The sequence below is a fragment of the Nesterenkonia sp. YGD6 genome (assembly GCF_022565895.1).
Lineage (GTDB): Bacteria > Actinomycetota > Actinomycetes > Actinomycetales > Micrococcaceae > Nesterenkonia.
Map to the genome: position 1 here is coordinate 41,318 of NZ_JAJOYY010000007.1, position 21,905 is coordinate 63,222.

Sequence of the window (21,905 nt, forward strand, 5' to 3'; positions counted from 1 at the left end):
CGCCGCAGGGGCTGTCCGGACGGTAGGTTAGGTGACCGTGGCTTTGACTATCGGAATCGTAGGACTACCCAATGTGGGCAAGTCGACCCTGTTCAACGCGCTGACTCGTCAGTCGATCTTGGCGGCGAACTATCCGTTCGCCACCATCGAGCCCAATGTGGGCATCGTGAATCTGCCTGACGAGCGGCTGGACGCGCTGGCGAAGATCTTCGGTTCGCAGAAGATCCTTCCCGCGACCGTCTCCTTCGTCGACATCGCCGGGATCGTCAAGGGCGCCTCCGAGGGGGAGGGGCTGGGCAACCAGTTCCTCGCCACGATTCGTGAGGCCCATGCGATCGCCCAGGTGGTCCGGGTGTTCGAGGACGAGAACGTCATCCACGTGGACGGCAAGGTGGATCCCACCTCAGATATGGAGACGATCAACACCGAGCTGATCCTCGCAGATCTCCAGACCATGGAGAACGCGATCCCGAAGCTGGAGAAGCAGGTCAAGGGGCGCAAGGCCGAGCAGGCCACCCTGGATGCCTACCTGGTTGCGCAGAAGACCCTGGAGCGTGGCGACACCATCTTCAGCTCCATCACCAAGGACAAGCTGGAGATGGAGCACCTGGCCCAGCTGAACCTGCTCACCGCCAAGCCCTTCATCTACGTGTTCAACGCCGATGAAGGCGTGCTGAACTCCGCCGAGAAGCAGGCCGAGCTCGCCGCCCTGGTGGCCCCTGCCGATGCGGTGTTCCTCGATGCCAAGCTCGAGGCCGACCTCGTCGAGCTCTCCGAGGAGGAGGCCCGCGAGATGCTCGAGCTCAACGGCCAGGACGAGTCCGGCATGGATCAGCTGGCACGCGTCGGCTTCGCCACGCTCGGGCTGCAGACCTACCTCACCGCCGGTCCGAAAGAGACCCGCGCCTGGACGGTCAACAAGGGAGCGACGGCGCCCGAGGCGGCCGGCGTCATCCACACCGACTTCCAGCGCGGCTTCATCAAGGCCGAGATCGTGAACTTCGATGACCTGGTGGCTGCGGGGTCGATGGCGGAGGCCAAGTCCGCCGGCAAGGTCCGGATCGAAGGCAAGGAATACATCATGAAGGACGGCGACGTGGTGGAGTTCAGGTTCAATGTTTAGCATCAGCTCCTGACCACAGACTTCATCTCTTTCCGATCGTTCTCGTCGTGGTCAGGTTTGGCCACTGAATCCGCGTCGTTAGAGAGTTCACTCACGCCATCGAGCTGCGACTTGCCCTTGGAGGACAGCGGAAGGTTCAAGTAGGGGGCCGGTGACTGGTTTCAGGGTCCACGCAAAATTCCTGCTTTTCGAGCTCATTCGCTTGTCTGCCTGAGGACACGGCTTGCTTTCCGTCCTGCTGAGCGGGCCTCCAACTTTTCTCTAGACGTTAAGCACGCCCAGTGCCTCACTTCCGGCGTTAGGTGAGGGACGTGATTTCATAGGTATGACCTGCCTCGCGCAGCCGCTCAACCAGAATGTTGCCGAGGGCGGTCGCCGGGGTCAGCGATCCTGTGGCGGGCGGCAGACGGTCGCCGTCGAGGGCAAGTGAGAGCGCTGTCTCTCCGGCCATCACGGCGGTGGCGGCGTATCCCGGATCGCCGGGCCCGGCTGCGATGGCACGATAGCGCTGGCCGCTCTCCGTGGAAGCAGTCACCTGGGAACGGAACCAGCCTGAGCGCCGCGCGGCCTCGCTCGGGCCCGCACCGGGCGACGGAAGGACACGGTCCAGTAATTTCCTCGTCAAGGGTAGGGCCAGTGCGGCTCCGAACAGCCGCAGGCCAAGCGCCGTCGCCCCGGCGGTGACGGCGCCGACAGGCCCTCGCCCCATACCCATCACTTCGCCGTACCGCAGGGACCGACCGTAGGCCCAACCCTGGAGGGCATTGCTGCGACGTACGATCCGCGTATTCGCCGACGCCATGATGAAGGGCGCGGCCCACGGGCCGTCATCCGAACGGCTGATCCACCCCAGATCCGGAGGTTGCCGGGTCGCGGGCTCCGCCGTCCGGTCTGGACTGAGGGAGTAGGGATCGCCCGCGAGCGATCGCAGCACAGGGTCCGTCCTCATACCGTCGAGCTGACCACGCATGGACTCGATGGTGCCGCCGCTGAAGCCGCCCTTCGCCCGGGCGACGAGCTGCACCTCGGTCAGTCCGCCCGCGCCATCAGCCTGCGCGGCCTGGTGCAGGAGGAGCACCGCGAGGTCCGACGGGACGGAGTCATAGCCGCACGCATGGACGATCCGTGCACCTGTACTCCTCGCAAGGGCATCCCAACGGTCGATAGCTTCACGGACGAAGGACACCTCGCCCGTCAGGTCCCCGTAGTGGGTGCCGGCGCGGGCACACGCCTCGACAACCGACAGTCCATATTTCGCGTAGGGACCCACCGTGGTGAAGAGAACTCTGGTGCCCGTGGCCATGGCCGCGAGCGAGTCGGGGCGCCCCGTATCGGCCTCAATGATGGCCCAGTCATGAGCGGCGACGGGCGGTCTGGACCGTACGGCTTCGAGCTTTGCCCTCGACCTCCCCGCGAGTCCCACTCGCAGGTCCGGTGGAGCGTGGTGCGCAAGGTATCCAGCAACCAGTTCCCCGACAAAGCCGGTCGCACCAAAGAGGACGAGGTCGTGGTCGCGCGTTGTGGACTCCATGCCGGCAGTCTTCCACAGCAGACCGGCACCGGCACCGGAAAGTGAATCCCTCTCCTAGCGCTGAAGCGCTCCGTCACCCCAGAACCAGATCACAGATCATCATTAGTTCGCGGGGCGTGGTGCCCTGCCCAGTCCTCTAACCGCAGAGGTTATCCGTGACGCGACGTGGTGGAGTTCAGGTTTAACGTGTAGCTCAATGAATTTCGAGACGGCCCCAGCGAACCGACTAGGGCTGGGCTACCTGCCGCACGTGATCTAGGGTCTATCCATGACGAATCTTCAGGGTGCGGTTGTTCTGGTAGTCGGCGCCACCGGCGGGCTCGGCTCGCGGATCGCCGATCGGCTGGAGAGCAACGGCGCCATTGTTTCCCGGTCGTCGAAGTCTGCTGGGCACGATCTGCGAGAACTCTCGGTGATTCGGGAGGTGCTGGATGCCACGATTGCACAGCACGGGCGCCTCGACGGGCTGGTGGTTGCGTCCGGGGTCGTCGCCTTCGGCGCCGCTTCGGAGATTGAACCTGCCACGGTGGATGAGCTGTTCGCTGTGAACACGACCGGTGCGATCCAGCTCATCACCCAGAGCCAGTCCTACCTCGCGGCCTCGGCACAGGACGGCCGGGAGCCCTTCGTGGTGACACTGAGCGGCGTCGTCGCTGAGACACCGGTCGCCGGACTGGCAGCATATTCGGCGTCGAAAGCTGGGCTCGCGGCCTTCGTCGTCGCAGCGGCGCGCGAGTATCGTCGCGCGGGCATCCGACTCCTGGATGCCCGCCCTGGCCACACCGGCACCTCGCTGTCCGAGCACCCGATCGCCGGGTCAGCGCCGCGATTCGGAGCGCCGCTGGATCCAGACCGCGTTGCAGCGCGGATCATCACTGCGATCGTCAATGGCGAGAAGGATCTGCCCAGCACCGCCTTCTAGGCGCGGCCGAGATGATGAGACTGGGCGTCGTATGCGAAAGGCCCGACTCGAGAGTGCGAGCCTGGCCTTACGAATACAGCGCCAGAGATTCGGATGGACTCCGAAGTGGGTTCATTGCTGAGGGCCGGGCGACTTCCTCAGAACAGTGGCCAGGGAACCGCCGACATCTCACCGGCGGGAGCCGGAAACCGCCCCGTCAGGCGCAACCTGGAGCAGCGCGCAGCGAGCGCTGCGACTTCTTCGGCACTGAGCAGGTCCGCCAGGTTTCGGCCCAGGTCACCGTGCAGTCCTTCGCTGACCCGATCGATGCCCTCGCGCTCCTCGGCGGTCAGAGCGTCTCCCAGCCATCCCCAGAGGACCGTGCGCAGCTTGTGGTCACGGTGGAAGGTGAGCCCATGGTCCACGCCGTGCCGGTGGCCGTCCGTCATCGCAAGAATGTGGTCGCCTTTGCGGTCGGCGTTGTTGACGACCAGGTCGAACACGGCCATGTGCCGCAGCGCTGGCGAGTCTTCGTGAATGAGCGTGATCATCCGCCCGTTTTCGTCTCGCCCCTCGAGAACGTGTTTCCAGCCCGCCTTCGGCACGTGGTCCGTCGCGACCAGATCGACGGCGCTGTGATCGGGGTCTTGCTCCTGCCAGAGCTGTACCATTCCTTCGCCCAAGGGACCATCGCGCAGCCAGGTGTGCGGGACCACGCCCCAGCCGAGGGCCTGCGAGACGAGGTAGGCGGCGATCTCCCGGTGCGCCAGGGTTCCGTCGGGAAAGTCCCACAGCGGGCTTTCGCCGGCTATCGGCTTATAGACCACGGTCACGTCGCCGATGCTGCCCAGGAACGTCGCATTGGAAGCCGTCCTGATGCGCCCGGTGAGCGTCAGCTCCGCAGTCACCAGGTCCGTCGCCGCCATCAGCCCTCGGCAACGGTGCAGGTATGTCCCTCGGCGTCCACGGGGTAACCACAGAGCGGGCACGCCGGGCGCCCGGCGCCCACGACCTCGAGGGTGCGCTTTGCGAATGCACGGGCGGTGCCGACCGGCAGTCGCACCAGCAGCATCTCGGTCACCTGAGCGTCGTCTTGGTCAGGCGAATCACCATATCCATCAACATCGGCGTCCGTGATGGGGTGGGCCTCGATCACGATCTGGGCCGTGGTCGGGTCCCAGCCCAGGCTCATGGCACCGGTGCGGAAATCCTCCTCAACAGCCTCGAGCTGGTCGTTGTCGACAAGTTCAACGGGAGTGCTCGTGGGAACGCTGTAGCGGTTGCCCTCGACGGTGATGAGCTGGTCGAGGATCTCATCGATCTTCTCCGCGAGCAGAGCCGACTGCTGCTTCTCGAGCGCGATGCTCACCAGCTGCTTCCCTGAGCGCACCTGCAGGTAAAACGTGCGCGCCCCCGGAGGGCCGATGGTGCCGACGACGGCCCGATCGGGCCAGTCGAACTCGTGAACACGTGTAGGCATGTCAGTATTCTAGGCGTTCTAGATTCACGGCGTCTTGTGCCCTGCGCCGCCGCCCACCGGCGCATCCCCGGAGTGGATGCCCTTCGACAGCCACGAAAGATCACCCGCGTCGGTGTTGGTCGCGTGGACGCTCGGTCGGCCAGCGCCGTAGCGCACGATCGACACGGATGCGGGGCCCACGTTGATGCGCTGGAACAGGTCAAGGTGCATGCCGAGCGCGTCGGCGAGGATCGACTTGATGATGTCACCGTGGCTGACCGCTGCCCACACGGCCTCGGGTCCATGCTCGGCTTCGAGGGCTGCATCGTGGCGGCGAATCGCTGCCACCGACCGAGCCTGCATCGCGGCCATCGATTCACCGTCGGGAAAGACGACGGCGGATGGCTGCGACTGCACCAGCGGCCACAGATCCTCGGTCGCGAGATCGGTGAGCATGCGGCCCTGCCACTGGCCGTAATCGCATTCGGTGAGATCGGGGTCGACCGGCGCGTATGGCGTGCCCGCCTGGCGATCGAGGATGTGCTGGGCGGTCTGTTGACAACGCTCAAGGGGGCTCGACACCACCGCGACCAGAGGAACGGCCGCGAGCCGGTCTCCGGTGTGAGCCGCTTGGTCGCGCCCGAACTGGTCCAGGCTGACGCCGACGGCCCTGCCGGCCAGCAGCCCAGTGGCATTTGCTATGGAGCGGCCGTGCCGCACGAGAATCACTGTCGCCATCCAGTCAGCCTAACCACCCGGGCGACGTAACGCGGTGGAGGTTCCAGTGCCGGTGGGGCCAAGTCAGACTTTCAGGACCACGAGATTGCGTGAGTGAGGCCCCGGCCTGCAATCACCCAAACCAGGGCGGGCACTCCATTCCGTCTAGCCCTCGCTCTCGCACTCCGGCACGCACGCACGATCCGGCCCATCAGATGTGCACTCTCGACGCCATACCGACCAGTCGGTACTGTCGCCTCATGGGTACTCTCCGCATACCCTCCTCGCTTCACGATGTCTTCGGCGCGCACCAGTCGGCCGCGTCAATCACGCTCGTGCTGCTCGCCGTGCCGATTGCCGTGCTCGCCGTGCTGCCGGCCTTGCTCACCGTCGAGCTCTGGCGAGCCGTGCTGGCCGCGCTGCTCGTCGCCGACATCGCGGCAGGAGTTGTCGCCAACTTCACGCGAGGCACGAACGACCACTATGCGGTGAGCGCCAAGCGCCGAGCGGTCTTCATCGCGGTGCATGTACACCTGCCCATCGTCGCCTTGCTTCTCGGGCTGCCCTTGTTCCCTGCGCTCATCGGGTGGGCACTCACGATCGCGGCAGGCACCGCCGTCGTGTTGCTGCAGGGCTCGCCCGTGCAGCGACCTGCGGCCGGGTTGGGCATAGTCATCGTGCTCGGCGCGACTGCCCTGGTTGCCGAGACGACGTCCGTGCTGCTGTTCATCACGGCGCTGTTCGCGATCAAGGTCGTGCTGTCGTTCGCCGTCGACCACAGCGGGGCGACGGGGCCGTGACCCTGGCAGACGTCACGCTGCGCCCCGCTGAATGCCGGGATCGCGATGGTGCGGCCCGCATGTTGGCGCAAGCCTTCGTGCACGATCCCCTCATCGCCGCCGCGACCAGCACCACGCAGCACCCGCAGGCCGCTCGCGAGGCAGTGTTCCGCGCCTCCATCGTCGGTACCCTGAACGCCGGCGGCGAGCTCGTTCTCGCCGAGCGCGCGGGCACCATCATCGGCGCGGCCCTCATCGCCGACCCGCAGAGCGGCACCCTGGCGAGAACACTGCGGGCCAGGGTCGCACGGATGATCTCGGGCGCACGCTTTCTCATGCTCGCCCGCCACCTCGCGCCGGGGGCCTTGACGCTCCTCAACGACGCCGACCTCGCCTCGCGCAGGCTGGCGCCTCCTCACCCCCACCACGTGCTCGTCGCCGTGGGAGTCACCGAATCCGCTCGAGGTCTCGGGGTCGGTCGACTACTGGTCGACCACACGCTGCAGCGTGCGCGCCAAGACTCCCGGTCGTGGGGGGTCAGGCTCGAGACTGAGAGCCCCGGCAACGCCGAACTCTATGCCCGCTGGGGCTTCACCCTGCTCGGCGTCGTTCCCGTTGCGCAGTGCGAGGTGCACGTCATGGCGCAGGCCGGCACGCCCGACGGGGAGAACGACGAGGTGCCGTGATGTCAGACGCCAGAGCGAGTATCGTCGACGCAGCGTTTCGGTTGTTTCTCGAGAACGGCTACGACGGCGCGAGCCTGGCGCGTATTCTCGCTGAGGTGCCCTACTAGAAGGGGGCCCTATACCACCACTTCGAGAGCAAGGAGGCTCTGCTCGAGGCCGTGATCGAACGGTTCTTCACTGACTCGCTCACCGACCCGCAGCAGCCTCGACCCACGACCCCGGTCGCCCTCACTCACCGGCTCGTCGACGATTACGTCGACTCGATCGAGAGCATCGCGCAGTTCGCACCCCCACTCTCGTACTACGCCTTCCTCATCGCCGTTGCGCCTCGCGTGCAGCCTGCGCTAGAGGCCGCTGCCGACCACATCGAAGCCGAACTCACCGCATCTCTGGCGTCGGTCGTGCCCGGCGAGAACCCCGCCGCCGCCCGAACGCTGGCCGGCGACGTCATGGCGCTCGTCGAAGGCGCGGGCCTTCTCACGGTGCTGCAGCATCGCGTGCCCGACCGGGCCCAGTTGCACGCTCGCGTCGACCGTCTTCTGCGCGCCCACTTCGCTGCACGAGGCCTCGCTGTGGAGGTGATCTCATGAACTCATGACACCGAAGAAGCTCTCCCGTGTCGTCGCCATTTCCGAAGCGATCACCTGGACCCTGCTCTTCGCCGGCCTCATCATTCGCGCTACGACGGGTTTCGCACCGGTAGTGACGATCAGCGGCCGCATCCACGGCTTCGTCACTCTCGCCCACAGCGCCACTGCGGTGCTCACCGCCGTCAACCAGGCTCTTCGTACTTGACCGGGCAGCTCGCTTCTCCGGGCTGTCTCCCGGCGGTGTTGGCGGGTGCAGGCCAGGTCGTGGAGCTTGATGCCGGCGGGCGAGCGGTCCGCAGATAGTCACAAGAAGTCCGGCCGAGACCGACGATCGCCGATGACGCCCAACGGCGCCGAAAATGCGTTTCCGCAGGTTGGACCGCATTCCTCGGTGTCGGCCAACGGTGACCACCAACAGCCGAAACCCCGCCTGATCGTTCCGCTTCAACGTCTGTTCGTGTGACTTCCTGGTGGGGGAATCAGCGGCGATCGCCGCAGGCGGGACCGGGCTGGACGGTGAGGATCGCTGGCTCGGCGTCTCCAGCGACCGACGGGGCTGCCTTCCAGTCCCTGGACGGCTAACCTGGCCGCTCACTACTCTAGGAGGAAGAGTGAGCCGACGATCGGAGCGCCGTGACTACGACTGAGATCGACGCAGGCCGCTACACCGGCCTGCGCAGGTACAACATCATTGCCGCAGTCGTTCACGCGGCCCAAGCCGTGGCGGTGGTTCTGCTCGCCACCGACTTCACCCTTCCGGTCACGGGCAGTTACCCCGCCGGTCCACCCGGCACCCCTCCAGGTGAGGCGGTCACCCTGTGGGACCTGCCGATTCCCTTGGCGATTGCGGCGTTCTTGTTCCTGTCCGCTCTGTTCCACGCCATCGTGGCCTCGCCGCCGTTCTTCGGTCGCTACCGCGCGGGGCTGGCGAACGGGCACAATTACTTCCGCTGGGTGGAGTACTCGCTGTCCAGCTCGCTGATGATCGTGATCATCGCCCAGCTGGTCGGCATCTTCGATGTTGTCGCGCTGCTGGCGCTGTTCGGCGTCAACGCCTCGATGATCCTCTTCGGCTGGCTCCAGGAGCGCTACCACGAGCCCGGCGACGGCGGATGGCTGCCGTTCGTCTTCGGGTGCATCGCCGGGATCGTGCCCTGGGTCGGCATCGCGATCTACACCCTGGCTCCTGGCTCAACCACAGGGGCCGAGCCGCCCGGATTCGTCTATGCGATCATCGTCTCGCTGTTCCTGTTCTTCAACGTGTTCGCCGTGGTGCAGTGGCTCCAGTACCGCCCGGTCGGACGGTTCCGCGACTACCTGCTGGGGGAGCGGCTCTACATCACGCTCAGCCTCACGGCCAAGTCCGCGCTGGCGTGGCAGATCTTCGCCGGCACCCTCGCCGCCTGAGCCCACTTGCTGGTCCTGTGGCAGCGCCGCGAGCACGCCGCGCCGCCGCAACCCTCCTGCTGTCACCCTGAGCCTGGCCGATGATGGGGGTATCAGATGACTGCTCGGGTCGAGTCCCTCAGGCGCAGCTGGGCAGAATTCGTCGGGCCAGAGGCCACCCGCGCAAACAACACGCTAGCGGTCAGTTCCGGGATCATCGGCCTCTTCTACTCCTACCGGTCAGCGAAGCGCGCTGGCGCGGGACGGTTCTCCCAGGCGGCATTGGGCGCCCTGGCTCTGGATCTGTTCGGCGGCGCCTACGTCAACAACACCCGGGCGTGCGTCCGCTGGTATGAACGCGCCGGGCAGGGGGCACGCGAGCACTGCGCGTTCGCTGCCCTTCATGTACACCCGTTGATCGTGGGCGCCGTGGATCAGCGCATCGGGGAGCGGAGCAACGGTGTGAGCTGGGCGTCTGCTCACTACGGCTACATGATGCTAGCCACAGCGATCACCCGCAGCTGTCCGTCTCGGCGACGGAGTCTCGGGGCGATCCTCACAGTGGGTGGTCTGCTTCTTGATCACGCGTTGCGAAGGTCGGCGGTCGCCCCGTGGTTCGCGTGGACCTACTATCCGAAGCTGCTCTTGGGACACGCCGCGGGTTCCCTCTGGCCCGACGAAGACCTCGGCGTCGAGCACTTCGACTCCTACGTCTAACCGGCTCCGTGGACCGACTGCCGCAGAGCGGGGGATTCAACCTGTGTCAGACCCGTTCCGCAGGCTCCCAGGTCCCCGTATCGGCGAATTCGCGAATGAGCCTGCTGAACAGATCCGGGTCCTCGATGTTCCAAGGGTGGTGCATCTTCGGAGCGATCCACGTCTGCAGCTGTGGAAGCGACTGACGCAGAACCGGGAAGCCATCGCGCACCGAACGCTGTTCCTTCTCTCCGGCAATCGCCAGGACTGGCCCTGAGTAATGGAACCGACTTGCGGGCATGCACCCTGCGGCGACTTCCCGGTAGGTCAGCCGGTTCGTCTCCGCGGAGACCCGCACGGCGGAATCCACGAACAACTCCCTGCTGTCGGGCGGGACCCCGAAGGCCATCGCCTGGGCGTTCCAGTACCAGCGTCTGCGCAGGAGCGGAATCTGCGGGGGGATCAGGAGGCGTTCGATCCTGGTCAGTCCGGCGACTGGAGCTCCGGTGACCACGGTGCTGCGTACAAGCTCCGGGTGGCGATGCAGCAGGCGCACGACCACGAGACCGCCGAGTGACAGTCCCACCACATGGGCGCGGCCATCAAGTGCGTGCGCGCGGATGACCCCGGCGACGTCGTCGGCGGCTCCGGCCAGCCCTGGCCACGGCTCCCGATAGCGCTCGCCGAGGCCTGGCAGGTCCGGGGTGAGGAGGTGGCGGTCGGGGAGACGCTCCACCTGGGGTGCCCACATCCAGCTCCCGGTGCTGTTTCCGGGGAGGAAGATGATGGTCTCACCATCCTGTGGCCCGTGCTCCAGCGGCCATTGATGGGAATCCGCTGTCAAGGCTCAGCTCTCCAGTGCCTCGTAAGGCGCCGAAAGCCTGGGGTAGTAGTCATTCCACTCCACACCCGCGGGATCCGCTCCACCCAGGACCGCCGAGAGTCGGTCGAGGTAGTACTCCCACCCGGGGCCGATGCTGCCCAGCGGGTCATCGCCGATCCGCTGGGCGAAGAGCAGGGTGGTGATGCCGTCCTGGTGGCTCAGCTCGAAGCGCAGGTGCCAGACAGCCGGTCCGACGCTGGTCTGCACGGTAAGGCTGCGCGGTGGGCTGCATTCCAGGATTTCGCACTCCTCCGGCGGAGCGTCCTCGCCCTCCGCGGTCATCAAGAAGGTGACCTTCCCGCTGGCGGGATCTCCCTCCCAGCGCCCGATCCAATTCACGAGCTGCGCGGAGTCCGTCATCGCCGCCCAGATGGTCTCGAGCGGCTCCGCGAAACGGCGCTGAAGCTGGAGCTCCCTGCCGTGAGGCCCGACGCCGAGGGTCCCCGTCGCTGCTGGTCCTGTGGTCATCTGAGGGTCACCTTCTCTAGGCGGTCCGGCCCTATGCAGTCCGCGTGTGCGGATATGCCGGCTCACGATGCTGGAAGCTCAGGATGTTCGGGTTCTGGATCACGCCCTCGTTGATCTCGATCGCGCGGGAGATGATCGGACTCGTCGCCCAGGTGGCCTGGCCTTCCATCACGGTGCGCAGGAACGGCAGGATCGCCGCGCTGACCTCCCAGGTGGCTGAGTTCCACAGGTATGACGGGCTGTGGTCGACGGCGTAGTAGTTGACCCCTCGTCCAACGGTGAACATCGGATCGTCGAACGTCGTGGTCTGCGCCCACTCGAAGCCCATCCCCGGGTCACACGACACGTCGATGATCAGGCTGCCTCCAGAGAAGAGCTCCAGGTCCTGGGTCCGCAGATACGTCAGCGGCGCGGTGACGTCTTGGAGCGTGCAGTTGACGACGATGTCATGCGATGCCAGGAACTCGGGCAGCGGAACATCCCCGGCTGAGGTGAGGACCTCGCTCAGAGGTGACGTGCCCGACGCCGTCTTGAGCTGGGTGATCTGGGCGGTGTGGATCGGCGAGCCGACCGCAGTCGCACCGCGCTGGGTCAGGACCTGGATGTCATGGATTCCCTGCGCCTTGAGCGCCGTCACCGCACCTCGGGCCGTGGCTCCGAAGCCGATCACCACCGCACTGAGCCGGGGACCGTAGTCCCCGGTCGAGCCGGTCAGGCTCAGTGCGTGAAGCACGGAGCAGTAGCCGGCAAGCTCGTTGTTCTTGTGGAACACGTGCAGATTGAAATCACCCCGAGGGGTCCAATGGTTCATCGCCTCGAAGGCGATCAGCGTGAGCCGGTTGTCGATCGCAGTCTGCGTCAATCCGGCATCCTGGACGCAGTGCGGCCAGCCCCACAGGATGCCGCCTTCGGGAACCGCCGCCACGTCTGCCGCCTGCGGTTTGGGCAGGAGCAGGACATCAGCAGATGCAATGACCTCCGCACGTTCAGCGACCCTGCCCACGCGGGACTCCACGTAATCGGGTGCCAACTGGAAGTCAGACCCGTAGCCCCGCTCGACGATCATCCGGGCGCGCAGGTCCGGGTCGATCTGGTCCAGGTGGTGGGGGTGAATCGGCAGGCGCCGTTCGTTCTCCATCGAAGAGTTCGCGAGCACCCCGAGACTCAGCAATTCGCGGCTCGGGGAGGACGCCTCCGAGGTCTCGGCGGAGGCAGCGGTGGAAGAGGAAGTGGTGCTTGACATCGGTATTCCCGTCTTGAGGGAGCCCTGGTCGGCTCCTTCCCCGACTGTACGCCGATCTCCCACAGCGGATCACGAGTTGCTGACCTCAGTCGCGACCAGGTCGGCGCCGGTTCGCCTTGATCTCTGAGCGTTCACGCTTGCCTGCGAGCCGACGCCGGTGCGACCCCCGCGTGCGCCGCGTGGGACGTCGGATGATCGGGGGAGCGATGGCCTCACGGAGCAGCTCGGAGAGGCGTTCACGTGCCGCGGTCCGATTGCGCCGCTGGGAGCGGTGCTCGGCGGCGCTGATGGTGAGCACCGTGCCGGCCAGCCGGGCAGCCAGCCGATCCAGGGCAAGTCTGCGCTGGACCTCGGTGAGCGACGTCGTCGTTGCCAGGTCGAGGCTGAGCTGGACGCGGGAGTCGGTGGTGTTGACGCCCTGACCGCCGGGCCCGGAGGCGTGGGAGAACTGCTCGTGCAGCTCACCTGCCGGGATGAGCAGGCCATGGGGTGCCCCGGGCCCCGGGGGTACGCGCAGATTCTCCACGCCTTCCAGTCTGCCGCACCGCGGCCGAGGGCCCACGCGCAGGTCGGCTCAGGCCAGTCCTTCGATGATCCGCAGCGCGCTGCCGGTGCCGTCCTCGTGCGCCATCGTGTCTGCGGCCGCGCGGACCCTAGGGCGGAAGTCTTCAGCGGCACCCAGTGCTGCGCTCAGTCGATCTGCGGTGAGCTTGCGCTGCGGGATCGGATCGGCTGCGAGACCCTTCTCGCGCAGCCGCGCGGCCCAGAACGGCTGATCGGCGATGAACGGAACCAGCACCGACACAGCCCCGGCCGCCGTCGCCGCATGGACGGTGCCGATGCCGCCGTGATGCACCGCGGCCGCGGCTTCCGGCAGCACAGCGGCGTGGGCCACGGCATCGGTGACCAGGATGTCGTCGTCGCGCAGCTCAGAAGGTACCTCGAGGCCGCCGAGCCCGGTCGCCAACAGCCCACGGAATCCCGCGGCGCGGATCCCGCCGATGACCTCCCGTGCCCGAGCATGTGGGTTCCCGGCCGCCATCGAGCCGAATCCGGCGTAGACGAAGTTGCCCTCGGCCATGAACTCGGCCACCTCCGGAGACACAATCTCTGGACCATCCAGCTTCCACGGCCCGGTCATGTGCACCGTGTCGTCCCAGTTGGCGGGACGGTGGAGCAGCGCGGGACTGATCGGCATCAGCGTGGAGGCGGGCGGTGTGGGGCTCCTGGTGAAGCTGCCGACCATGCGCGACACGTCCTTCAGATCCCTGCGGAACATCGCCTCGCCTGCGCTGGCGAGACGGTAGGTGGAGCGGTTGAACCGGCCGAGATCTCGAGTGATGGTTCCAGCGGCGGGGAACGCGCTGGTGGGTGTCAACGCGGGCACTATCTCGACTCGAATGTGGGGGATCGAGAGTGCGTCCGCGACCAGCCCGGCAGAGAGGATCTTCGGGTGCGCCACGAGGACATCGGGCTCGAAGTCCAAGGCGGCCCTGGCGGACTCGATGATCACCGCCCGCATGAGCGGTTGGATGATCGAACGATAGGAGCGAAGCGCGGCGGCCGCTGAGACCCCCTGCTGGGTGATCATGGCCGTGTAGTCCACGCTCATGCTCACGACATCGAGCCCATTGAGGTCGACTCCTGAGTTATCGGGAACCACCAAACGCACCTCATGGCCCGCGCTCACGGCGCGCCTGGTCAGCGCCGCGAACGGTTCGACGTCGCCGCGCGAGCCAGCGGCAGCCAGAAGCAGTCGCGTCGCATCCACCCACCCTCTGGTCTGGCCGATCTAGCCCAGCCGCTGACCCCGCTGCGGCGGAGCAAAGACCGTGGTCACCGCCGGAGCGTAGAGCACCGAATCGGGTGCCCGCGCGCTGAGCCCGGGGAAGCCCGCCGCGGCCAGCAGCCCGTCCTCGAGGTGGACCAGCTCCGCGTGCTGCAACGGCCACGGCTCATGGCTGTTCCTGCAATAGATGGTGCGCCCCAGATGCCGCTCATGGAAGCCCCAGCGGGCGGTCAGAAATTCCGCCACCGGGTCCTGAGCCAGCTCAGCGTCGGCCGCGGGGTCAGGAATCGGACGAACCCGCAGCGTGGAGGCGGCGTCGCGCTGGCCATGCCGGCGCGTCGTGTACTCGACCTCGCCGTCGGAGGCCTGGATCTTCATCGACGCCCACTGATACCGCAGCCCGAACGCCGCCCGCGCGACCAGCACCGGGATCAGGTGGGAGGCTTCCAGGCTGCGGAAGACCACTCCGCGGCGACCGTGCTCGTCGATGGAGTAGAGCCGCACATTGACCTCCGGAAAGTCACCGAGCCACGGAATGCTCGGCCCGCCGAAGAAGGAGCTCTTCGACATCTGGAACCCGATGAGCCCCACCCAGGAGCTGCCATCCAGCACGTCCGGGGAACAGCCTTCAGGCATATACGGCGCGACGGCGCCGGGGTCGACCCGCCAATGCACGAAGGACACTTCGCTCCACCGCTGCCTCAGCACGGCGGGGCCGCCCAGCGGTGGAGCCTCTCGAGAGAGTGCGTTGAAAGCCATCATGAAACCTCATCATCGGCGCAGGGAGGTCGATGCTCGAAAGAGCAGCGGCAGTTCATCAGCATCTTATCCAGCGTGGATCTGCTCAGGGCACGGTGCCGCGCGTCCGGGACTCATACGGCGTAGATTTATCCAGTAGTGCAGGAGTGAAATGTGCTGACTTCTCAAGACGGGCGGCGAGGGCTGCGATCAAGTAAGGGCCGGGGCCGATATGAGCATCAACGACGAGAATCTCGACGAGCGCGCAGCGCCGAACACCGCGCCGGTCACCGTGTCGGTGGTCATCCCGGTCAAGGACGACAGCGCAGAACTGACCGTCTGCCTCGCGGCGCTGGCGGCACAGACCCGGACCGCGGACGAGATCATCGTGGTCGACAACGCCTCTGTCGATGACTCCGCCGCGGCCGCCCGCGCTGCCGGCGCGACGGTGCTGAGCTGCCTGCAGCCGGGGATCCCCGCCGCGAGCGCCACCGGCTACGACGCCGCCACTTCTGACCTGATCCTCCGGCTCGATGCTGACTGTGTGCCGGAACCGCGATGGATCCAGGATGTGGTCTCCGCCTTCGAGCAGCAGCCCCACGTCGCCGCCTTGACCGGTCCTGCCAAGTTCATCGACGGACCGGTGCTGCTGCGGCGTCCACTGGTGCATGCCTATCTCTTCGCCTACAGAAACTTCTCCCGGCCCGCGCTGGGGCATCGGCCGCTGTTCGGCTCCAACATGGCCATGCGGCGCGAAGCGTGGGAGCAGGTACGGCTCTCCGTGCACCGCGACGACCCCGAGATCCACGACGATCTGGACCTGGCCTTCCACCTCGGAGAGCGTCATCGTCTCGGCGCGATGGGCGGAGAGCCGATGGGCATCTCGATGCGCCCCTTCAGGGACGCCAGAGCCTTCCAGCGCCGGATCAAGCGCGGATTCCGGTCCGTGACGGTGCATTGGCCACACGACTTCCCGCCCTTCCGATGGCGCCGGGCGTCTCTGCGCAGACGCGGTCATGCTTCGGAATCGGGACGCGCACGCACATGAGTGCGCCTGACGCGCACGCGGATCCCCGCCCGACGGCCGTCCACCCAGCCGTCGCCCCTGACGCTGCCCTGATCGGGCCCATGCCGGCCCCAAGGCTCCACGTCATGAGCTGGAACATCCGGCGGCGCACCTTCGCCTTCCATCCGCGCCGAGCCGATCGATGGGAGCGCCGGGCCCCCGGACTGCGCAGCCTGCTGCAGACCGAACGTCCGACTCTGCTCGGCGTCCAGGAAGCCCTCGCCGATCAGGTGAGGTTCGTCGCCGACGTGCTGGGCGGCTCCTACCGATCCGTCGGGCACGGGCGGGGGCCTCAAGGGGGAGGGGAGGCCTCGCCGCTCTACTACGACACAGACCGCCTCGAACTCCTGGACTGGGAGCAGAGCGCCCTCTCGGACACCCCGCACCACCCGGGTTCCCGAACCTGGGGAAATCTCATCCCGCGCAGCCTGGTCTCGGCGAGATTCCGGGACCGTGCCACATCCACGGCCTTCCTCGCGATGAACACCCACCTCGACCACCTCTCCCACCGCTGCCGGCTTCGTGCCGCGCAGAGCATCCGGCACCGGGTGACCACCAGTACGCTGCCGGTGGTGCTCACGGCGGATATGAACGCTCAGCCCAGCAGCGCACCGATTGCGGAGCTTCTCCGCGGCGAGGCGCTCGCCGACACCTGGGCCGCGGCTGCGCAACGCGACAGCGAGGAATGGGGGACCTTCGCCAACTACCGTGAACCGCGCCTCGACCGCCGCAGGATCGACTGGATCATGGCCTCACCGGAGTTGGGCGTGGCCCGCGCGGCGATCAATCCGGTGCGCCATCGCAGCGGGTGGGCCTCGGATCACCTGCCGGTCCAGGCGGTGCTGCACCTTCCCCGCCCCGGCAGACATCACCATCTCGGTGATTCTGCTGATCGCGGCCTGGAGCAACGTCTTTGACCTCTACACGCGCATCCCGAACTGGGATCTGCTGGTGCACTTCTTCTGCACACGTGTCCTGGCCGTTCCTCCTGTCGAACCGACGCGTGTCAGACGTTCGGCCTAGACTGACCACCACGCGACGGGATGGGGACTCATGGACACCGACGTCATAGTCATCGGCGCAGGACTCGCCGGGCTGCAGTGCGCCCGCCGCCTGCAGCGCAACGGACACCGGGTCACAGTGCTCGAAGCCGGGGACGCGGTCGGAGGACGGGTGCGCACCGACCTGATCGAGGGCTTTCGCTGCGACCGCGGGTTCCAGGTGCTGAACCCGGCCTACCCTGCCGTGCAGGATTGGATCGACATCGGTTCGCTCGGCCTTCAAGCATTCGGGGTCGGCGCCGTGATCCGCACCTCCACGACCACCACCACGCTGGCCCATCCGCTGCGGCACCCGCAGCATGCCCTGTCCACGCTGCGGAGCAAGCACACCCCGCCCTCAGACCTGCTCGCCTTCGCCCGCTGGATCGCCCCGACCCTGCGACAGTCCGCCACCGGGCCACGTCCCGCGCAGGATCAGACGCTGCACGACTCCTTCGAGGAGGCCGGCCTCACCGGACGGCTGCGACGGGACGTGCTCGACACGTTCCTGGCCGGCGTCCTCGCCGACAGCACCGGGGAGAGCTCGGCGAACTATGTTCGCCTGCTGGTCCGCTACTTCGCCCTCGGCGCCCCCGGGCTGCCCCGCGGAGGGATGCAGGCGCTCCCCGAACAGATGGAGACCTGGCTTCACGAACCGGTGCGGCTGAACACGTCCGCCCGGGACCTGCGGCACAGCGGCGACGGCGTCCAGGTCAGCACCGACGCCGGGCCGCTGCGCGCCCGGGCCGCCGTCGTCGCCGTCGGACCGCAGGACATCCACGAGCTCACCGGCCAGCCGGCGCTGCCCACCCATGGTCTGACCACCTGGTGGTTCCGCGCCCCGGAGCTGCCCCAGCCCGGACCCTTCCTGATGCTCGACGCCAGCCGGCGCGGCGGAGGCCCCGCCGGTCCGATCTGGAACACCGCTGTGGTCTCGCAGGCGGCTCCTTCCTACGCCCCGGAGGGTCAGCACCTGATCCAGGCGACCACGCTGTTGGACCGTCCCGACGGCCTCGCCGAGGAGGCCGCCGTGCGCCGGGATCTGGAGCGGCTCTACCAGGGATCCACCGCAGACTGGGAGCTGCTCACCCATCACCTCGTGGAGCACACGCTCCCGGTCCAACACCCGCCCCTGCTTCAGGCCCGCCCCCAGCAGCTGGGGGATCGCGTGCTCATCGCCGGGGATCACCGCGACCATGGCTCGATCCAGGGGGCGCTGGTCTCCGGCGACCAGGCCGCGCAGTCGCTGACCAGACTGCTCGCCGGCTGAGCCCATGACGAGTCCTCCCGTGCTTCGTCTGGTGCTGCCCCACCAGCTCTTCAAGGAGCACCTCGACGTCGACCCTGACACGGTGTTCGTGCTGATCGAACATGACCTGCTGTTCCGGCAGTACTCCTTCCACGCTCAGAAGCTGGTCCTGCACCGCGCCTCGATGGACCAGTTCGCGCGGCGCCTGCGGGCCCGCGGTCACCAGGTGTGGGTGCTGCGCAGCCAGACCGACCGCAGCTCCCACGCACAGCTGGTGGAGCTGATCCAGAAACTGGCCCCGGCACGGGTGACCGTCTACGACGTGGTCGATGACTGGCTGGAGCAGGATCTGCGCGCCGCGCTCGATGAGGGCGGATGCTGGCTGCGTGAGCAGGATGTGCTGGAGACGCCGAACTTCCTGACCAGCCGCGCGCAGGTCGATGACTGGTTCGGGTCCCACGGTGCCCGGATGCACGAGTTCTACGTCTGGCAGCGCCGCCGGTTCAAGCTCCTGCTCGACGCCGACGGGGAACCTGCCGGTGGGAAATGGTCCTTCGATGCGGAGAACCGCAAGAAGCTCCCGCGCGGGTACACGCCGCCCACGGTGGGGCGCTTCGCGAGTCATCCGATCCTGCAGCGGGACGGAATGTTCGATCTCGACGCGCTGAGGCGCGATGATGACAGCGGCAAAAGTTCTGAAAGTACTGACCGTACAGTCAGTGCCGAAACAGTCCAAGGGTCTGGCACTTCAGCCGATGACGACGGCGCGGCCGACGACGTCCAGCGGGCCATCGCCTGGGTGCGCGACGAGTTCCCCGACGCCCCGGGGGATCCCGCGCTGTTCGCCTGGCCCGTCAGCGCGGAGGAGGCGCGCGAGCATCTCCGCGAGTTCGTCCGGGAGCGTCTGAACGACTTCGGCCCCTATGAGGATGCGATCTCAGCGGAGCACCCATTCATCGCTCATGGGCTGCTGACCCCGGCGCTGAACATCGGACTGTTGGATCCCCGTGAGGTGGTGCAGACGGTTCTCGAGGCTGCCGACGAGTCCACCCCGCTGGCCTCCGTGGAGGGATTCATCCGTCAGGTCATCGGCTGGCGGGAGTACATGCGCGCCACCTATCGCACCCGGGGGCGTCAGCTGCGCAGCGCCAATCGGCTGGAGCACCACAACACATTGGGAACGGGCTGGTGGGATGCCAGCACCGGCCTGGCCCCGGTGGACCTGGTGATCTCCCGCGTCCTGGCGACCGGGTATGCCCACCACATCGAACGCCTGATGGTGCTGGGCAATGCCATGTCGCTGCTGCGGATCCACCCGGACGCGGTCTACGAGTGGTTCATGGAGCTCTTCATCGATGCCTACGACTGGGTGATGGTGCCCAACGTCTATGCCATGAGCCAGTTCGCGGCGGGAGAGGCGATCACCACCAAGCCCTATGTCTCTGGCAGCAACTACCTGCGCAAGATGTCGGACCTGCCCAAGGGGGACTGGGCGCAGGAGTGGGACGGGCTCTACTGGACGTTCATCAGGGATCATCGCGAGATCTTCGCAGCTAACCCGCGCGCCCGCATGGTGGTCTCGCTGCTGGACAAGATGGACCAGGAGAAGCGACGCGCCCATCACGAGCGTGCTCAGCACCTGCTGGAACCCGGGCAGCCCAGCAGGCTGCTCCAACAGCCAGGGTGATGCCGACTCAGCTGCCGTCTGGAGCGGCCCCGCCGCGCTGCGTCCCTTCACGCTTCAGGGCTGCACTCCAGCTGCCGTAGGTGTTGCGGATGCTCGGGCCAGAGGGAAGATCGGTGCGCCCACGCTGCTGCTGGGCCTTCCGCCAGTCCACGTAGCTCTGATAGCTGGTGGTGAAACCCTCCCTGGCTCCTTGGCCGGTGAAGTCCCGCAGCGCCGCGCCGAACTGAGCTGGAGTGAACCGGGCCGTGCCGAAACCGGAGGGCCGCGCTCGGCTCGAAGGGGCCAGCCCGACATTTTGCAGCGCCGCGCTCCAGGACCCGTCGGCACGCTTGAGGATCGTGCTCGCGCCGATGGGCCAGACGTTCCGGGCCCTGTTCGGCGCTGCCGGCTGGGCGGCGAGGAGATGACTGCGCAGCTCCTCGTACTTCTTCGCCGAAAGGCTCAGCGACGGGTCGCCGGCCACTGCGTCGCGACCTGCCCGCACGGCGTCGAGCACCTCATTGACGCTGTCCCCCGCACCCTGGTCCTGCAACATGCGAGTGACGGTGTCACGCAGATCATCGGCGAGTGCGGGGGAATGGCTGCTCGGAATGCGCCCCACCCCGATCGCATAGAACAGGCTGGCCGTGATGGCGCTCTGGCTCACTGGTGATGCGGCCATACGGTTCACCCTCCACGTTGCTGTTGATCTGCGGACTCCGGACGCTGCGGGATCAGGCGCAGCTGCCATGCGCGGAGTCTATAGGCTGGCCCGATGGTCGAATCAGAGGCGCTCAGCTGGGGCTGCTCGGGTCGGGCGCGGTGCTGCTGATCATGCAGATCCTCAGCATCGTGCTGGTGCTGGTGTCATTGGGCCCCGTGAACCTGCTGCTGTGAAGCGAATCGGTGCTGCACCCCTGAACACGCCCTGGAAGGTTCACTTTGTGGACCCCCTGAGCGCCCGGTAGGTTGCGAGAATGCATCTTTCCCGTCGCACTTTGATAACAGCCGCCGCCGCTGGGGCCACCGCCGCCGGAGTCACGGTCGCCTCGGCACTGCCCGCCTCGGCGGCTCCGGGACGGTTCCGCACTCGGCCGCGCCCGCGCATGCGGCGCCAGCCCACCGACTATGACCGCACGCGGAAGCGGCAGAACCCTTCGAACAACCTCGGCTGCCCGCTGGGGAGGGGATTCTGATCGCCTCCCCGCAGGTCGGCTCCAGGAGCGCTCTGGGAAGCACTGACACCGCGGACCGCTGCTGGGCCTGGGTCGGGGGAAGCAGCGGCGAGTCTGTGACGATCCTCGGCGAATGGTTCTCCGCCAGCGCCCGCACCACCGAACAGCTTCCGGCCCTGCTCGCCGGAGCGCAGCTCGAGCTCTCCGCGCAGGACGCAGACACGCTCACCGCCGTCTCACACGATATGGAGAACTGACCCGTGAAACAGAACGTGATCTGGAAGACCTCCCCGAACTCCACCGTGGGTCGGGGCGGGACCGCCGTGGACCGCATCGTCATCCACTACATCGTGGGAAACCTGGCTGCCTGTGACGCCACCTTCCTGAACCCCAACTCCCAGGTCAGTGCGCACTACGGGATCGGCGAGGGGCGCATCCACCAGTACGTCAGCGTGCACAACACCGCCTGGCACTCCGGGAACTGGGCCTTCAATCAGCGCAGCATCGGGATCGAGCACTCCGCGGACCCCGAGCGCGCGCCCACCACGCAGACGCTGAACATGTCGATCCAACGCTGTGTGACGCTGTGCCGGCAGTTCAACCTGAATCCGCGCACCGCCATCGTCCCGCACGAGTCTGTGGTCCCCACCGCCTGCCCGGGCACCGTGGACTGGGAGTACATCCGGGACCGCACCGCCGCCCTGATCTGAGCGGTGCGGG

26 protein-coding genes and 1 pseudogene are annotated in these 21,905 nt (G+C 67.0%); 16 read left to right on the forward strand and 11 right to left on the reverse strand.

Translation table 11 applies throughout. From position 1 onward, the window contains the following. Window positions 1-37 precede the first annotated feature (37 nt). Window positions 38-1,123 carry a redox-regulated ATPase YchF gene (gene ychF, locus LTI14_RS11690; protein ID WP_241466188.1) on the forward strand — a complete coding sequence of 362 codons (1,086 nt, stop codon included), beginning with the start codon at window positions 38-40 and terminating at the stop codon, window positions 1,121-1,123. Window positions 1,124-1,421: 298 nt separating this feature from the next. Here ychF and LTI14_RS11695 read toward each other — a convergent pair whose 3' ends face one another. After that, the gene (locus tag LTI14_RS11695; protein WP_241476628.1) at window positions 1,422-2,654 is read right to left on the reverse strand and encodes a saccharopine dehydrogenase family protein; all 1,233 of its coding nucleotides are present in this window, start codon (window positions 2,652-2,654) and stop codon (window positions 1,422-1,424) included. Between the two features lie 268 nt (window positions 2,655-2,922). On the opposite strand from LTI14_RS11695, the gene LTI14_RS11700 reads away from it, so the two are divergent. Next, on the forward strand, window positions 2,923-3,576 hold the full coding sequence (locus LTI14_RS11700) for an SDR family NAD(P)-dependent oxidoreductase (protein ID WP_241476629.1): 654 nt from the start codon (window positions 2,923-2,925) through the stop codon (window positions 3,574-3,576). A 137-nt stretch (window positions 3,577-3,713) separates the two neighbouring features. Here the strand turns inward: LTI14_RS11700 and LTI14_RS11705 are convergent, their stop codons facing one another. From LTI14_RS11705 to LTI14_RS11715, 3 genes are read right to left on the reverse strand one after another with little or no spacing between them, the layout of a single operon-like run. Then, the gene (locus LTI14_RS11705; protein WP_241466202.1) at window positions 3,714-4,481 is read right to left on the reverse strand and encodes an SCO1664 family protein; all 768 of its coding nucleotides are present in this window, start codon (window positions 4,479-4,481) and stop codon (window positions 3,714-3,716) included. Next, entirely contained in the window at window positions 4,481-5,035 is a 555-nt protein-coding gene (locus LTI14_RS11710) for a DUF3090 domain-containing protein (RefSeq protein WP_241466204.1), read from the reverse strand. Before LTI14_RS11710 ends, LTI14_RS11705 begins: the two co-directional genes overlap by 1 nt. 24 nt (window positions 5,036-5,059) lie before the next feature. Continuing rightward, the gene (locus LTI14_RS11715; RefSeq protein WP_241466206.1) at window positions 5,060-5,752 is read right to left on the reverse strand and encodes a histidine phosphatase family protein; all 693 of its coding nucleotides are present in this window, start codon (window positions 5,750-5,752) and stop codon (window positions 5,060-5,062) included. A gap of 239 nt (window positions 5,753-5,991) precedes the next feature. On the opposite strand from LTI14_RS11715, the gene LTI14_RS11720 reads away from it, so the two are divergent. From LTI14_RS11720 to LTI14_RS11745, 6 genes and pseudogenes are all read left to right on the forward strand, one after another. After that, complete coding sequence (locus LTI14_RS11720) at window positions 5,992-6,531, forward strand: hypothetical protein (protein WP_241466208.1); 540 nt, start codon at window positions 5,992-5,994, stop codon at window positions 6,529-6,531. Continuing rightward, entirely contained in the window at window positions 6,528-7,196 is a 669-nt protein-coding gene (locus tag LTI14_RS11725) for a GNAT family N-acetyltransferase (RefSeq protein WP_241471106.1), read from the forward strand. The genes LTI14_RS11720 and LTI14_RS11725 overlap by 4 nt, the downstream gene beginning before the upstream one ends. Before the next feature lie 107 nt (window positions 7,197-7,303). Continuing rightward, window positions 7,304-7,786 (forward strand): annotated as a pseudogene (locus LTI14_RS11730) (TetR family transcriptional regulator); the annotation flags it as partial. A gap of 4 nt (window positions 7,787-7,790) precedes the next feature. After that, on the forward strand, window positions 7,791-7,991 hold the full coding sequence (locus LTI14_RS11735) for a DUF3817 domain-containing protein (RefSeq protein WP_241466214.1): 201 nt from the start codon (window positions 7,791-7,793) through the stop codon (window positions 7,989-7,991). A gap of 428 nt (window positions 7,992-8,419) precedes the next feature. Continuing rightward, window positions 8,420-9,193, forward strand: a complete 774-nt coding sequence (gene heR, locus LTI14_RS11740) for a heliorhodopsin HeR (protein ID WP_241476633.1) — start codon at window positions 8,420-8,422, stop codon at window positions 9,191-9,193. Between the two features lie 96 nt (window positions 9,194-9,289). Then, window positions 9,290-9,889, forward strand: coding sequence for a hypothetical protein (locus LTI14_RS11745; protein ID WP_241471109.1), 600 nt, complete (start codon window positions 9,290-9,292; stop codon window positions 9,887-9,889). 46 nt (window positions 9,890-9,935) lie between these two features. Here the strand turns inward: LTI14_RS11745 and LTI14_RS11750 are convergent, their stop codons facing one another. From LTI14_RS11750 to LTI14_RS11775, 6 genes are all read right to left on the reverse strand, one after another. Further along, entirely contained in the window at window positions 9,936-10,712 is a 777-nt protein-coding gene (locus LTI14_RS11750; protein ID WP_241466220.1) for an alpha/beta fold hydrolase, read from the reverse strand. A gap of 3 nt (window positions 10,713-10,715) precedes the next feature. Beyond that, the gene (locus LTI14_RS11755) at window positions 10,716-11,219 is read right to left on the reverse strand and encodes an SRPBCC family protein (RefSeq protein WP_241471111.1); all 504 of its coding nucleotides are present in this window, start codon (window positions 11,217-11,219) and stop codon (window positions 10,716-10,718) included. A gap of 31 nt (window positions 11,220-11,250) precedes the next feature. Further along, complete coding sequence (locus LTI14_RS11760) at window positions 11,251-12,357, reverse strand: N(5)-(carboxyethyl)ornithine synthase (protein ID WP_370642762.1); 1,107 nt, start codon at window positions 12,355-12,357, stop codon at window positions 11,251-11,253. A 190-nt stretch (window positions 12,358-12,547) separates the two neighbouring features. Beyond that, complete coding sequence (arfB, locus tag LTI14_RS11765; protein ID WP_241466226.1) at window positions 12,548-12,988, reverse strand: alternative ribosome rescue aminoacyl-tRNA hydrolase ArfB; 441 nt, start codon at window positions 12,986-12,988, stop codon at window positions 12,548-12,550. Window positions 12,989-13,036: 48 nt separating this feature from the next. Beyond that, window positions 13,037-14,125, reverse strand: coding sequence for a glycosyltransferase (locus LTI14_RS13280; RefSeq protein WP_241476635.1), 1,089 nt, complete (start codon window positions 14,123-14,125; stop codon window positions 13,037-13,039). A 129-nt stretch (window positions 14,126-14,254) separates the two neighbouring features. Next, entirely contained in the window at window positions 14,255-15,013 is a 759-nt protein-coding gene (locus LTI14_RS11775) for a YqjF family protein (RefSeq protein ID WP_241476636.1), read from the reverse strand. A 208-nt stretch (window positions 15,014-15,221) separates the two neighbouring features. On the opposite strand from LTI14_RS11775, the gene LTI14_RS11780 reads away from it, so the two are divergent. The 4 genes from LTI14_RS11780 to LTI14_RS11795 all read left to right on the forward strand — a co-directional run bounded on the left by LTI14_RS11780 (window position 15,222) and on the right by LTI14_RS11795 (window position 20,031). Next, window positions 15,222-16,037, forward strand: a complete 816-nt coding sequence (locus LTI14_RS11780; RefSeq protein ID WP_241466231.1) for a glycosyltransferase family A protein — start codon at window positions 15,222-15,224, stop codon at window positions 16,035-16,037. 104 nt (window positions 16,038-16,141) lie between these two features. Then, the gene (locus LTI14_RS11785; RefSeq protein ID WP_241476637.1) at window positions 16,142-16,972 is read left to right on the forward strand and encodes an endonuclease/exonuclease/phosphatase family protein; all 831 of its coding nucleotides are present in this window, start codon (window positions 16,142-16,144) and stop codon (window positions 16,970-16,972) included. A 136-nt stretch (window positions 16,973-17,108) separates the two neighbouring features. Continuing rightward, window positions 17,109-18,365: a flavin monoamine oxidase family protein gene (locus LTI14_RS11790; protein WP_241466235.1), complete on the forward strand. Its 1,257-nt coding sequence runs from the start codon at window positions 17,109-17,111 to the stop codon at window positions 18,363-18,365. A gap of 4 nt (window positions 18,366-18,369) precedes the next feature. Then, window positions 18,370-20,031: a cryptochrome/photolyase family protein gene (locus LTI14_RS11795; protein WP_241476638.1), complete on the forward strand. Its 1,662-nt coding sequence runs from the start codon at window positions 18,370-18,372 to the stop codon at window positions 20,029-20,031. A gap of 7 nt (window positions 20,032-20,038) precedes the next feature. Here the strand turns inward: LTI14_RS11795 and LTI14_RS11800 are convergent, their stop codons facing one another. Further along, a complete protein-coding gene (locus LTI14_RS11800; RefSeq protein WP_241476640.1) occupies window positions 20,039-20,692 on the reverse strand; it encodes a hypothetical protein in 654 nt (217 codons plus the stop codon). Here LTI14_RS11800 and LTI14_RS11805 point away from each other — a divergent pair. From LTI14_RS11805 to LTI14_RS11820, 4 genes are all read left to right on the forward strand, one after another. Further along, entirely contained in the window at window positions 20,683-20,907 is a 225-nt protein-coding gene (locus LTI14_RS11805; RefSeq protein WP_241476641.1) for a hypothetical protein, read from the forward strand. The genes LTI14_RS11800 and LTI14_RS11805 overlap by 10 nt on opposite strands. Window positions 20,908-20,987: 80 nt before the next feature. Then, window positions 20,988-21,206 carry a hypothetical protein gene (locus LTI14_RS11810; RefSeq protein ID WP_241466243.1) on the forward strand — a complete coding sequence of 73 codons (219 nt, stop codon included), beginning with the start codon at window positions 20,988-20,990 and terminating at the stop codon, window positions 21,204-21,206. Window positions 21,207-21,301: 95 nt separating this feature from the next. Beyond that, the gene (locus tag LTI14_RS11815; RefSeq protein ID WP_241466245.1) at window positions 21,302-21,442 is read left to right on the forward strand and encodes a hypothetical protein; all 141 of its coding nucleotides are present in this window, start codon (window positions 21,302-21,304) and stop codon (window positions 21,440-21,442) included. A gap of 3 nt (window positions 21,443-21,445) precedes the next feature. Further along, window positions 21,446-21,895 (forward strand): N-acetylmuramoyl-L-alanine amidase, encoded by a 450-nt coding sequence (locus LTI14_RS11820; protein WP_241466247.1) that lies wholly within the window; start codon window positions 21,446-21,448, stop codon window positions 21,893-21,895. The last annotated feature ends 10 nt before the right edge of the window (window positions 21,896-21,905 follow it).